This is a genomic window from Streptomyces sp. RB17, from assembly GCF_009604455.1.
Lineage (GTDB): Bacteria > Actinomycetota > Actinomycetes > Streptomycetales > Streptomycetaceae > Streptomyces.
Genome location: NZ_WEGL01000002.1, coordinates 164,838 through 176,989, shown reverse-complemented (window position 1 = coordinate 176,989; position 12,152 = coordinate 164,838). Strand labels below are relative to the sequence as shown.

Sequence of the window (12,152 nt, the reverse complement as noted above, 5' to 3'; positions counted from 1 at the left end):
ACGGGCTACTTGCCCGTGAACTTCTCGTATTCCTTCAAGACCTCTTCGGTCGGTCCGTCCATGCGCAGCTCGCCCCGCTCCAGCCACAGGACGCGGTTGCAGGTGTCCCGGATGGACTTGTTGTTGTGGCTGACCAGAAACACCGTGCCGGCCTCCTTGCGCAGCTCCCGGATGCGTTCCTCCGAACGCTTCTGGAACTTGCGGTCACCGGTGGCGAGCGCCTCGTCGATCATGAGGACGTCGTGGTCCTTGGCGGCGGCGATGGAGAACCGCAGCCGGGCCGCCATGCCGGAGGAGTAGGTGCGCATCGGCAGGGTGATGAAGTCGCCCTTCTCGTTGATGCCGGAGAAGTCGACGATGTCCTGGTAGCGCTCCTTGACCTGCTCCCGGGACATGCCCATCGCGAGGCCGCCCAGAGTGACGTTGCGCTCACCGGTCAGGTCGTTCATCAGCGCCGCGTTCACACCGAGCAGCGAGGGCTGGCCGTCGGTGTAGACCCTGCCCTTCTCCGCGGGCAGCAGGCCGGCGATGGCACGCAGCAGCGTGGACTTGCCGGAGCCGTTGGAGCCGATCAGGCCGATGGCCTCGCCGCGGTAGGCCACGAAGGACACCCCGCGCACGGCGTGCACCTTGCGCACGCCCCGCGCCGCGTCGTCGGAGCCCCGCCTGAGGATGCGGCTCAGGGCGGCCGTCGCGCTGCCCTTGCCGGTCTTGGCGCCGTTGACGCGGTAGACGATGTGCAGGTCGTCCGCGATGACGGTGGGGCGAGGGTCCCCGGTGTACTGCCCCGCGTTGTGCTCTGCGGTCTGCCCCACGTTGTGCTCTGCGGTCTGCTCCGAGTTCTGCTCAGCCACGGCCGTACCTCTCCTCCGCCTTCCAGAAGTACACGAATCCGCCGGCGAAGACGACCACGGCCCAGAACAGCGCGATCGCCCACACGTGCGGCGGCAGATTGGAGGCGCCGTAGCCGTCGATCAGCGCGTAGCGCATCAGGTCCATGTAGACGGCGGCCGGGTTGACCTGGAGCAGCCGGACCGCGATCTCGGAGCGGCCCTCCATCATCTTGTTGATGGAGAACATCACGCCGGACGTGTACATCCAGGTGCGCAGGACGAACGGCATCAGCTGGGCGAGGTCGGGCGTCTTGGCGCCCATGCGGGCCACGATCAGCGCGAGCCCGGTGTTGAACAGGAACTGCAGCACCAGGACCGGCACGATCAGCAGCCAGGCGGGGCTCGGGTAGCTGCCGAACCCTATCGCCACGACGAACATCACGATCATCGAGAACAGCAGCTGCTGGAGCTGCTGCAGCGAGAAGGAGATGGGCAGCGAGGCGCGCGGGAAGTGCAGGGCACGCACCAGTCCCAGGTTGCCCGAGATCGCCCGGACGCCCGACATGACCGAGCTCTGGGTGAAGGTGAACACGAACACGCCCGTGACCAGGAACGGGATGTACACGTCCTGGGGCAGGCCGCGGCTCGCGTGCAGGATCACGCCGAAGATGAAGTAGTACACGCCCGCGTTCAGCAGCGGCGTCGCCACCTGCCACAGCTGGCCCAGCTTGGCCTGGCTGTACTGCGCCGTCAGCTTCGCCTGGGAGAAGGCGAGGATGAAGTGGCGCCGCCCCCACAGCTGGCGGACGTACTCGGGGAGCGAGGGCCGGGCGCCGCTCACGGCGAGCCCGTACTTGGCGGCGAGCTGCGCCGCCGTCAGTCCCTCGTCGGGCGACGGTATCGCGTTCACCGCGACACCGCCGTCATGGGTTGTGTGACTCACGAGTGGAAATCCGGACTCTCTTGGTAAGAAGCTTGCTCTCTTCAGGTAAGAGAAGCTTCTCAGATCACCGGGGGCCGGCCCAGCCGGGTCAGCCGCCACACCGTGCGCCAGCGCATCGGGCGGCGCGGGCCGCACGACGTGGTCCAGCCCTCCTTGAACCCGCCGAACCAGGCCCGCAGGGCCGGGCGGGAGGGGCGGCGGACCAGCGTGAGCAGCAGCCAGACCCCGAGGTAGACGGGGACCAGCAGGGCGGGCAGGTTGCGGCGGGCCAGCCACACGCGGTTGCGGGCGACCATGCGGTGGTAGACCGCGTGCCGCGAGGGCGCGGTGGTCGGGTGGTACAGCACCATGTCCGACCGGTAGTCGATCATCCAGCCGGCGTCCAGGGCCCGCCAGGCCAGGTCGGTCTCCTCATGGGCGTAGAAGAACTCGTCCGGCAGCCCGCCGACCTCGGCGAACACGCGGGTACGGACGGCGTTGGCGCCGCCGAGGAAGGTGGTCACCCGTGAGGAGCGCATCGGGTCGGAGGCGCGCAGCCGGGGCACATGGCGGCGCTGGGTCTCGCCGGTCTCCGGGTCGGCGATGCGGAAGCTGATGATGCCGAGCTCGGGGTCCGCGGCGAAGGCCTCACGGCACAGCTCGGCGGTGTCATGCCGCGCCAGCAGCCCGTCGTCGTCGAGAAAGAGCAATATGTCGACCTCGCGGCCGCCGGGCCCGAAGGCCTCTATGCCGACATTGCGGCCACCGGGGATGCCCAGGTTCTCGGGCAGCTCGATCGTCCGTACGCCCTCGGGCACGTCCGGGACCGGCGAGCCGTTGCCGACGACGACCACCTCGACCCGGTCGCCGTCCTGCTTGGCGACCGAGTCGAGCAGGGCCCGCAGCTCCTCGGGCCGGTTGCCCATGGTGATGACGACGGCGCCGACCCGCATGCCCGTGCTCACTTCAGCCTGCTGGAGGCGAGGATGGACACCAGGTGCAGCAGGGTCTGCACCAGCGCGATCCCGGCCAGCACCGCGACCCCCAGCCGGGAGAAGAACAGGTCTCCGCGCACCTGGTCGACGATCGCCAGGACCAGGATCAGCAGGGACGCCTCGATGCCGAGGATCAGCCGGTGGAACTTGAGCGCGGCGGCGGCCCGGCGGGCCAGCGCCATGCCGGAGGAACGCATCTCGGCGGCGGCCTCCTTGACCGGCGGCTTGCCGGCCTGGTGCCGCGCGACACCGACCAGGTCGGTCTCGGCCTTGATGAGGATGGCGCCGAGCGCGGCCAGGGTGCCGAGGAAGGCCCACAGCCAGTCGATACGGCCGCCGCCCCACAGGTCGGCGGCGCGCAGCCCGAAGCCCACGAGCACCGCGGCGTCGGTGAGGTAGGCGCCGACCCGGTCCAGGTAGACGCCGTTGAGCGAGTACTGCTTCTTCCAGCGCGCGATCTCGCCGTCGACGCAGTCCAGCAGCAGATACATCTGGACGCACACCACGCCGAGCACGGCGCCCCAGATCCCCGGCACCAGCAGTGCCGGGGCCGCGAGCACGCCGAAGACGGTCATCAGGTACGTGAGCTGGTTGGGCGTGACCCTGGTGTTGACCAGATAGCGGTCGATCCGCAGGGACACCTCACGCATGTAGAGGCGTCCCATCCAGTGCTCACCGCTGCGCCGGTCCTTCACCCCCGCGGGGTGGACGACCGGACGGAGTTCAGCTACCGATGGCCTTGACATAGTCGGCGTAGATGTCCTTGATCTGGTTCGGCTTGAGGTCGAGGTGTTCGAGGATCGTGTAGCGGCCGGGGCGGGTCTCCGGGGCGAACTCCACCACGCGCACGAACTCGTCCACGGTGAAGCCGATCTCCTCCGGCAGCACGGGAAGCCCGTGCCGACGCAGCACCTCGGCCGTGTGGACCGCCTCGTCGTGGGCCCCGCGCAGATACATCGCGAAGGCCGCGCCGAGCCCGCACTGTTCGCCGTGGGCCGCGGCCCGCTTGGGGAACAGCAGGTCGAGGGCGTGGTTGATCTCGTGGCAGGAGCCCGAGGAGGGCCGGGAGTCGCCGGAGATCGACATCGAGATGCCGCTGAGGACCAGCGCCTCGGCCAGCACCTGGAGGAAGTCGTTGTCGCCGATGCCGCCGGGGTGGCGCAGCACCGCCTCGCCGGCCTGGCGGGCCATGGCCGCGGCGAGACCGTCGATCTTCTCGCCGTTGACCCGGTTCGACAGCTCCCAGTCGGCGACCGCGTTGATGTTGGAGATCGCGTCGCCGATGCCGGCCCGGACGAAACGGGCCGGGGCCTCGCGGATCACGTCCAGGTCGATGACGACCCCGATCGGGTTCGGCACGCCGTAGGAGCCGCGTCCCGCGTCGTTGTCGAGGGTCGCGACCGGCGAGCACAGGCCGTCGTGCGCGAGGTTCGTCGGTACGGCGACCAGAGGCAGGCCGATGCGGGCCGCAGCGAACTTGGCGCAGTCGATGATCTTGCCGCCGCCGAGCCCGACCACCGCGTCGTAGTGGCCGGACTTCATCTCGCCGGCCAGCCGGATCGCGTCGTCGAGGGTGCCGCCGCCGACCTCGTACCAGCTGGCGCCGGGCAGCGAGGGGGCGATGCGCTCACGCAGCTTCGCGCCGGAGCCGCCGCTGACCGCGACGGCGAGCCGGCCGGACTGCGCGATGCGCTCGTCGGCGAGGACACCGGCCAGGTCGTCCAGGGCACCCGGGCGGATGTCCACGACGACCGGCGAGGGAATCAGCCGGGTCAGTAGTGGCACGCGATCTCCCGTCCCTTGGCGAGGTCGTCGTGGTTGTCGATCTCGACCCACTTGACCTCGCCGATCGGCGCCACGTCGATCCGGAAGCCGCGGTTGACCAGCTCCTGGTACCCGTGCTCGTAGAACTGCTGCGGGTCCGTCTCCCAGACCGTCTTCAGCGCGTCGGCCAGCTCGGGGGCGGCGTCGCCCTCGATCAGGGTGACGCCGATGTACTCGCCCGTGGCCTCGGCGGGGTCCATCAGCTTGGTGATCTTCGTCATGCCCTGCCCGGGGCCGACGACGACCTTCATCTCCTCGTCCGCGAGGGACTTCACGGTGTCCAGCGCGAGGATGATCTTCTTGCCCTCGCCGCGGGCCGCGAGCAGTGTCTTCTCGACGGAGACCGGGTGCACGGTGTCGCCGTTGGCGAGGATCACACCGTCCTTGAGGGCGTCACGGCCGCACCACAGGGAGTAGGCGTTGTTCCACTCCTCGGCCTTGTCGTTGTCGATGAGGGTGAGCTTGAGGCCGTACTTCTGCTCCAGGGCCGCCTTGCGCTCGTACACGGCTTCCTTGCGGTAGCCGACGATGATCGCGACCTCGGTCAGGCCGACCTCGGCGAAGTTGGCGAGAGTCAGGTCCAGGACCGTCGGTTCGCCCTCTATGCCCGCGGGCCCCACCGGCACCAGCGCCTTGGGCAGGGTGTCGGTGTAGGGGCGCAGACGCCGTCCGGCGCCGGCCGCCAGCACGAGGCCGATCATGCGGGTTCTCCTTCGTCGTGTACGGCGGGCGCCCCTGCGGACACCCAGAAGCGGATGCTCTCGGCGAGCACCACGAGGGCGACGGCCACGGCGAGGACCGTGAGCGCGACCGTGAACTGCGCTGCGGTGAGCACCGCGGCCAGAACGGCGACGAGCAGCGTCCGCCCCTCGTGCCCCCCGATGACGCGCACCAGCCAGGCCGGGGGCGCTCCGGCGTTGCCGCGGATGCGGTACACCGTGTCGTAGTGATGGTAGGCGACGGCGGACACCAGCCCGAAAGCTGCGGGAAGGGCGCCGTTCACCCCCGCTTTGGCCGCGAGGGCGAGCACGGTGCCGTACTCGGCGGCCCGGAAGAAGGGCGGGACCAGCCAGTCGAGGGCGCCCTTGAGGGGGCGGGCGACGGCCAGCGGGGACTGCAGGACGTAGAAGAGGGCGCCGAGGACGGGCCACCAGCTGCCGTACGGAGCGAGCGAGGCGGCGAGTACGACGACGGCGCCGCCGGCCAGGGCGGTGTACGCCGGGGCCCGCAGGGACACCCGGCGGGCGATGCGGGTCAGCCCCTGCGCGAGCGGTCCGCTGTCGGCGAGGTCCGCGAGTGCCTGCACGGCCCGGTCCGTGCGCCGCGCCTTGCGGGTCAGGGACCGCAGGACACGGCCCGCCGTGGTGTACGTCGCCGCGAAGGCGCAGCCGACGAGCAGCACGTAGAAGGTGATCCGGGGTGTGGTGACCGCGGTGAGGACCGCGATCATCGCCCAGCGCTCGCCGATCGGCAGCACGATCATCCGGCGCACCCACACGGTCCAGCCGACGCTGTCCAGCTTGTCGGAGAGGGCGGCGGTGGGGCTGGTGTTGGCGGTGGCGTCGTGGTTGGCCTCGTTGAAGGAGAAGTCGACCACGTGCCGGAAGGTCTGCAGGACCATCGCGCCGAGGGCGAGGGCCCACACGTCGTCGCCGCCCCGGGCCGCTCCCAGGGCGAGGCCCGCGTAGTAGGCGTACTCCTTGGCCCGGTCGAAGGTCGCGTCCAGCCAGGCGCCGAGCGTGGAGTACTTCAGGGCGTAACGGGCGAGCTGTCCGTCGGTGCAGTCCAGCACGAAGGAGGCGATCAGCAGCACGCCGGCCGCGACGAAGCCCACGCGCGTGCCCGTCGCAGCGCAGCCCGCCGCTATCAGGGCGGTGAGCAGCGAGGCCGTGGTGACCTGGTTCGGGGTCAGGCCGCGGCGGGCGCACCAGCGGGCGAGGTAGCGCGAGTAAGGGCTGATGCAGAAGGTGGTGAAGAAGCCGTCGCGGGACTTCACGGCCGACTTCAGGCGCACGGCCTCGTCGTCGACGGCGGCGACGGCCTGCCGTGCCTCGTTGCGGGCCTGCGGGTCGGCGGGGACCGCGGCGACCAGGCTGCCCAGCTCCGGCCGGTGCACCTCGCAGCCGTCGGCGTCGAGGGCGGTGACGACGCGGTCGGCGAGGCTGTCCACGGCGAGCGCGGTGCCGCCGCCGACGGAGGTCTCGCGGGCCACGGCCCGGGTCAGCGCCTGCCGGGCGGCCGGCTGGGCGGTGACGGCGCCGGGGACCGCGGAGAGCGTGAAACGCGGGTCGGTCAGGCCCAGGCGCAGGGCGTGCCGGTGGCCGACGAAGCGGGCGTCGACCAGCGCCACCCGGTCGCCGGCGGGTGCGGCGGCGAGCAGGGTCTCGGCCTCGGCGGCATCCACGGCCATCCGGACGTCGAAGCCGAGCGACCGCAGATCGTTCTCGAGCGACGATCCGGGGACCGGCTGACCGGTGACGATGGCGGTCGACAACCGAACTCACTCCCTGGGTGCCGGCGCGGCGGCACCGGTCTCTTGCGTGGTGGGGCGCCCTGACAGCGGCACCCGGGCGGCATGTCGGCAGAGGCTATCGGATGGGCGGGAGCCCTTGTTCACCGGCCGTTCACGGCCCGGCCCACGGGGGCTGCCCCGGCCTTTGCCGCGATCATCATCGGGGATCCGGGCCCCGCCCACAAACCCGTCGGCGCAGAACCGGGCAACCGGGACATGCGAACGGGCCGCATAGGGTGGACGACCATGACATGGCTGATCACCGGCGGAGCCGGATACATCGGGGCGCATGTGGCACGGGCCATGGCCGGCGCCGGGGAGAACGTCGTCGCGCTGGACGACCTGTCGGCGGCGGTCCCCGAACGGCTCCCCGCGGACGTGCCGCTCCTCCCGGGCTCGACGCTGGACGGTGAACTGCTGAAGCGGGTCTTCGCCGAGTACGACGTCACGGGCGTCGTCCACCTCGCGGCGCGCAAGCAGGTCGCCGAGTCGGTGGCGCGGCCCACCCGCTACTACCGGGAGAACGTGGGCGGCCTCGCCACGCTGCTGGACGCGGTCGCCGAGGCGGGGATCGACCGTCTGGTGTTCTCCTCGTCGGCGGCGGTGTACGGCAACCCGGACGTGGACCTGATCACCGAGGACACCCCGTGCGCGCCGGTGAATCCCTACGGCGAGACCAAGCTGGCCGGTGAGTGGCTGGTGCGGGCGGCCGGGAAGGCGCACGGAATCTCCACCGTCTGCCTGCGCTACTTCAACGTGGCGGGCGCGGCGACGCCGGAGCTCGCGGACACCGGTGTGTTCAACATCGTGCCGATGGTCTTCGACCGGCTCACCCGCGACGAGGCCCCGCGGATCTTCGGTGACGACTATCCGACGCCGGACGGCACCTGCATCCGGGACTACATCCATGTCGCCGACCTCGCCGAGGCCCACCTCGCCGCGGCGCGCCTGCTCGCCGACGGGGGCCTGTCCGGCGATCTGACACTGAACATCGGGCGGGGCGAGGGCGTCTCCGTGCGCGAGCTGATCACGGTCATCGGGGAGGTCACGGGCGACCGCCGGGAGCCGGTGGTGGAGGCGCGCCGGCCGGGGGACGCGCCGCGCGCGGTCGCCTCGGCCGAGCGGGCCGCCGAACAGCTGGGGTGGCGGGCCGGGCGCGGGGTGCGCGAGATGGTGGAGTCGGCCTGGCGGGGCTGGCGGCTGCACCACGGCGGCTGAGCCGCAGGGACGAGCCACCCCGGGAGAGCCTGGGGGCGGTGACCGCACCCACCCTGACCTGCGGAACGTTTCCGCAGGTCAGGGCACATGACAACGGTGTTCAGTGCCGCGTTGCCCGATACCCCCCACCCGTAGTTCACTGGGCCCTGCCGACGGATACGGAAGGGCGGATGTCATGGGGGCAGGGCACGACCACGGGCACGCGCACAGCCATGCGCCACCCACGGGTACGGCCGCGGCCGCGTACCGGGGGCGGCTGCGGATCGCGCTGGGCATCACGCTCACGATCATGGTGGTGGAGATCGCCGGCGGTCTGCTCGCGGACTCGCTCGCGCTGATCGCGGACGCGGCGCACATGGCGACCGACGCGGTGGGCCTCGGCATGGCGCTGCTCGCGATCCAGTTCGCGAACCGCCCGCCGAGCACGAACCGCACCTTCGGCTATGCCCGCGCCGAGATCCTCGCCGCCCTGGCCAACTGTGTGCTGCTGCTCGGGGTCGGCGGATACGTCCTGTACGAGGCCGTCCAGCGGTTCGTGACGCCCGCGGAGACCCGCGGCGGCCTGATGGTCGTGTTCGGCCTGATCGGCCTGGTCGCGAACTCGATCTCGCTGACGCTGCTGATGCGCGGGCAGAAGGAGAGCCTGAACGTGCGCGGCGCCTTCCTGGAGGTCGCCGCGGACGCGCTGGGCTCGTTCGCCGTACTGGTGTCGGCCGTGGTGATCCTGACCACCGGCTGGCAGGGCGCCGACCCGGTCGCCTCGCTGGTCATCGGCGTGATGATCGTGCCGAGGACGCTGAAGCTGCTGCGCGAGACGCTGGACGTGCTGTTGGAGGCGGCCCCGAAGAACGTCGACATGGGCGAGGTGCGGGCGCACATCCTGGCGCTGGACGGCGTGGAGGACCTACACGACCTGCACGCGTGGACGATCACCTCCGGGATGCCCGTGCTGTCGGCGCACGTGGTGGTCAGCTCGGAGGCACTCAGCGCCATCGGCCACGAGAAGCTGCTGCACGAGCTGCAGGGCTGCCTCGGCGACCACTTCGACGTGGAGCACTGCACCTTCCAGCTGGAGCCGGGCGGGCACGCGGAGCACGAGGCCCGGCTGTGCCACTGACGGCACACAGACGCACGCACAGGCGCGCGCACACACGTTCGATACCCGCCCCGGACGGTTCCGTGATCTCCTGACCGGGCACGATGATCTACCGGGTCCGCCTTCCGGTGCCGCGCCGCGCGCGGACGTGCCGGGAAGTGCCGGGAGTGCCGGATTCGTACGGCAGACTTGGGGTGCGAAGACCGAGGCGAAGGATGGGTATGCCGATCACACCTGCCACCGCGACGCACAGCTCGTCGAATGGCACCGCAGAGGCGATTTTGCTGGAACTGGTCGACGAGAAGGGTGTGACGATCGGCACGGCGGAGAAGCTCGCCGCGCACCAGCCGCCGGGACAGCTGCACCGCGCGTTCTCGGTGTTCCTCTTCGACGAGCAAGGCAGGCTGCTGCTCCAGCAGCGGGCGCTCGGCAAGTACCACTCCCCCGGCGTGTGGTCCAACACCTGCTGCGGCCACCCGTACCCGGGCGAGGCACCGTTCGCCGCCGCGGCCCGGCGCACGTTCGAGGAGCTCGGCGTGTCCCCCTCGCTGCTGGCGGAGGCCGGCACGGTCCGCTACAACCACCCGGACCCGGCCTCGGGCCTGGTCGAGCAGGAGTACAACCACCTGTTCGTCGGCCTGGTGCAGGCGCCGCTCGCGCCGGACGCGGAGGAGGTCGCCCAGACCGCCTTCGTGACGGCCGCCGAGCTGGCCGAGCGGCACGCCCGCGCCCCCTTCTCGGCCTGGTTCATGACCGTCCTGGACGCGGCCCGCCCGGCGATCAGGGAGCTGACGGGCCCGTCCGCGGACTGGTGAGCGCCCCACGGCAGCCCCGCGGGCCTGCGGCATCACGACACCGTCGGCGTGCCCGCGCTTCAGCAGTCGCGTCACCCGACGGGCCCACGGCACTCGACAGCGTCGCCGGGCTGTGGGGCCACACGGCACTCACGCAAGCCCCCGGCTCGGCAGACTCGCCTGCAGGCCCCACGGCACCCTCACGACCTCCGGTACGGCCGTCTCACCGGGCCGCAAGGCCACGGCCCTCACGCGAGCCCTGGCTCGGCGATCTCGGCAACCTGCAGGCCCCACGGCACCCTCACGACGTCCGGTACGGCCGTCTCACCGGGCTGCGAGACAACGGCACTCACACGAACCCCCGGCTCGGCAGCCGCGCCGCGGTGCGGGCCACGGCACTCACGAGCCTCCCGTTCTGCCCGGCCGCGAGGCCACGGCGCTCACGCAAGCCCCCGGCTCGGCACACTCGCCTGCCTGCAGGCCGCATGGCACCCTCACGAGCCTCCGGTACGGCCGTCTCGCCGGGCCGCGAGGACACGGTGCGTCCGCTGGGCCACCGTCTCGGCATCTTCGTGGGACTGCGGCGTCAGGGTGGATCTACGGCAGGGTCGCGGGCTTGAGTGGCAGGGCGGCCCAGATCACCTTGCCGCCGCTCGCGGTGTGCTCCACGTCGACCGTCCCGCCCGCCTCCCGCGCCACCTCACGGACCAGGAGCAGGCCCCGGCCCCCGGTCTGGCCGTGGTCCGCCTCCAGGGCGGTCGGGCGGTAGGGGTGGTTGTCCTCCACGGACACCCGCACCCACTCGGCTCCGACGGCGACCTCCACGGCCAGCATCGGCGACAGCAGCGCCGCGTGCCGGACCGCGTTGGTGACCAGCTCGGAGACGATCAGCAGCAGGCCGTACACCAGCTCGTCGGAGACCGGCACGCCTTGGCGCAGCAGCAGGTCCCGTACGGCGTGCCGGGCCTGCGGGACCGAGGCGTCCACCGCGGCGGCGGTGAACCGCCAGACGCCTTCGTACGGCAGCGGTCCGGGCGGCCGCCCGGCGCCCCCCGCTGGGCGCGGGCCGTCCCCGCGCCCGTGGTTGTCCATCGTCCGGTCGCCACCCTCACGCTCGATTGTCACCACACGTCGAGTGTTGGTAACGATCCGCTCCGGACCGCGGGACTGAACACAAGTCAGCGGGTATCGAACGCTTTCTGACCGAGTGCGTATGACACGGTCACGTGTGGGACTGTTCCTGTCCCCCGGACGCCGGTTCGTTGAACTAGTCGGGTCGTACGGGTTTGGACTGCCCCTGTTCGGAGACGAGCCCGACGACACGGCGCCCGCCGTAGCCGGTGGCCACGAGGCCGAGGCCGTCGAAGAGCAGGGCGAGCGAGAAGAAGGCGCCGATGACGTACTGACTGCTGCTCGGCCAGGAGCCGAGGACCAGGATCCCGAGCAGCAGGTCGAACGCGCCGAGCAGCAGCGTCCAGCCCAGCTGCGGTCCCCGCACGACCAGGCCGCCGACCAGCCGGAAGAGGCCTGCGGAGAGGAACAGCAGCGCGGCGAACATGGAGAGCGCGGCCGCCGCGGCGTGCGGCAGGCGGATGACGACGACGCCGGCCGCGATGTTCAGGGCGGCGACGATGACACCGAGCCAGAAGAAGCTGGTGCCACGGGCCTGGATCGCGTGCAGCAGACCGACGATCCCGCCGATCAGCAGCAGCCAGCCGAACAGCAGCATCGAGGTGAGCGTGGCGGCCGCGGTGTAGACGAGTCCGACGATCCCGGCGAGCACGAGGAGCACACCGAGCGCGGTGAGCCAGCTGAAGCCGCGGTGCAGTTTCGTCGCGCTGTCTCTGCGTGTACCGGCCCTGGCCATCGCCACCTCCTCGGTCCACGCCCCCGTCGCCCCCCTCCCTCTTTGTCCCCATCGGGAGGGTTTCGTAACGCGCCGCATCTGCCGACCCGTG

General features: G+C 71.3%; 12 protein-coding genes. 3 read left to right on the top strand and 9 right to left on the bottom strand.

Going from position 1 to position 12,152, the window contains the following annotated elements:
• Window positions 1-5 precede the first annotated feature (5 nt).
• Genes SRB17_RS07760 through SRB17_RS07730 form a run of 7 tightly spaced genes read right to left on the bottom strand, consistent with a single transcriptional unit; the run spans window position 6 to window position 7,068 of the window.
• The gene (locus SRB17_RS07760) at window positions 6-815 is read right to left on the bottom strand and encodes an ABC transporter ATP-binding protein (protein WP_323375399.1); all 810 of its coding nucleotides are present in this window, start codon (window positions 813-815) and stop codon (window positions 6-8) included.
• A 31-nt stretch (window positions 816-846) separates the two neighbouring features.
• The gene (locus tag SRB17_RS07755) at window positions 847-1,776 is read right to left on the bottom strand and encodes an ABC transporter permease (protein WP_323375159.1); all 930 of its coding nucleotides are present in this window, start codon (window positions 1,774-1,776) and stop codon (window positions 847-849) included.
• Window positions 1,777-1,835: 59 nt separating this feature from the next.
• Entirely contained in the window at window positions 1,836-2,708 is an 873-nt protein-coding gene (locus SRB17_RS07750; protein ID WP_153538004.1) for a glycosyltransferase, read from the bottom strand.
• 8 nt (window positions 2,709-2,716) lie between these two features.
• Window positions 2,717-3,496 carry a CDP-alcohol phosphatidyltransferase family protein gene (locus SRB17_RS07745; RefSeq protein ID WP_153536192.1) on the bottom strand — a complete coding sequence of 260 codons (780 nt, stop codon included), beginning with the start codon at window positions 3,494-3,496 and terminating at the stop codon, window positions 2,717-2,719.
• Window positions 3,474-4,535, bottom strand: a complete 1,062-nt coding sequence (locus tag SRB17_RS07740) for an iron-containing alcohol dehydrogenase family protein (RefSeq protein ID WP_323375157.1) — start codon at window positions 4,533-4,535, stop codon at window positions 3,474-3,476. Before SRB17_RS07740 ends, SRB17_RS07745 begins: the two co-directional genes overlap by 23 nt.
• A complete protein-coding gene (locus SRB17_RS07735; RefSeq protein WP_153536190.1) occupies window positions 4,523-5,275 on the bottom strand; it encodes a sugar phosphate nucleotidyltransferase in 753 nt (250 codons plus the stop codon). Before SRB17_RS07735 ends, SRB17_RS07740 begins: the two co-directional genes overlap by 13 nt.
• The gene (locus tag SRB17_RS07730) at window positions 5,272-7,068 is read right to left on the bottom strand and encodes a DUF5941 domain-containing protein (protein WP_153536188.1); all 1,797 of its coding nucleotides are present in this window, start codon (window positions 7,066-7,068) and stop codon (window positions 5,272-5,274) included. Before SRB17_RS07730 ends, SRB17_RS07735 begins: the two co-directional genes overlap by 4 nt.
• A gap of 264 nt (window positions 7,069-7,332) precedes the next feature.
• On the opposite strand from SRB17_RS07730, the gene galE reads away from it, so the two are divergent.
• The 3 genes from galE to idi all read left to right on the top strand — a co-directional run bounded on the left by galE (window position 7,333) and on the right by idi (window position 10,215).
• Window positions 7,333-8,304, top strand: a complete 972-nt coding sequence (gene galE / locus SRB17_RS07725) for a UDP-glucose 4-epimerase GalE (RefSeq protein WP_153536186.1) — start codon at window positions 7,333-7,335, stop codon at window positions 8,302-8,304.
• Window positions 8,305-8,479: 175 nt separating this feature from the next.
• The gene (locus SRB17_RS07720; RefSeq protein ID WP_153536184.1) at window positions 8,480-9,421 is read left to right on the top strand and encodes a cation diffusion facilitator family transporter; all 942 of its coding nucleotides are present in this window, start codon (window positions 8,480-8,482) and stop codon (window positions 9,419-9,421) included.
• A 200-nt stretch (window positions 9,422-9,621) separates the two neighbouring features.
• Window positions 9,622-10,215, top strand: coding sequence for an isopentenyl-diphosphate Delta-isomerase (idi, locus tag SRB17_RS07715; protein WP_153536182.1), 594 nt, complete (start codon window positions 9,622-9,624; stop codon window positions 10,213-10,215).
• 576 nt (window positions 10,216-10,791) lie between these two features.
• Here the strand turns inward: idi and SRB17_RS07710 are convergent.
• Together SRB17_RS07710 and SRB17_RS07705 are read right to left on the bottom strand one after the other, a co-directional pair.
• Window positions 10,792-11,286, bottom strand: a complete 495-nt coding sequence (locus tag SRB17_RS07710; protein ID WP_153538000.1) for an ATP-binding protein — start codon at window positions 11,284-11,286, stop codon at window positions 10,792-10,794.
• A 175-nt stretch (window positions 11,287-11,461) separates the two neighbouring features.
• Window positions 11,462-12,061, bottom strand: a complete 600-nt coding sequence (locus SRB17_RS07705; RefSeq protein ID WP_153536180.1) for an HdeD family acid-resistance protein — start codon at window positions 12,059-12,061, stop codon at window positions 11,462-11,464.
• Between the last annotated feature and the right edge of the window lie 91 nt (window positions 12,062-12,152).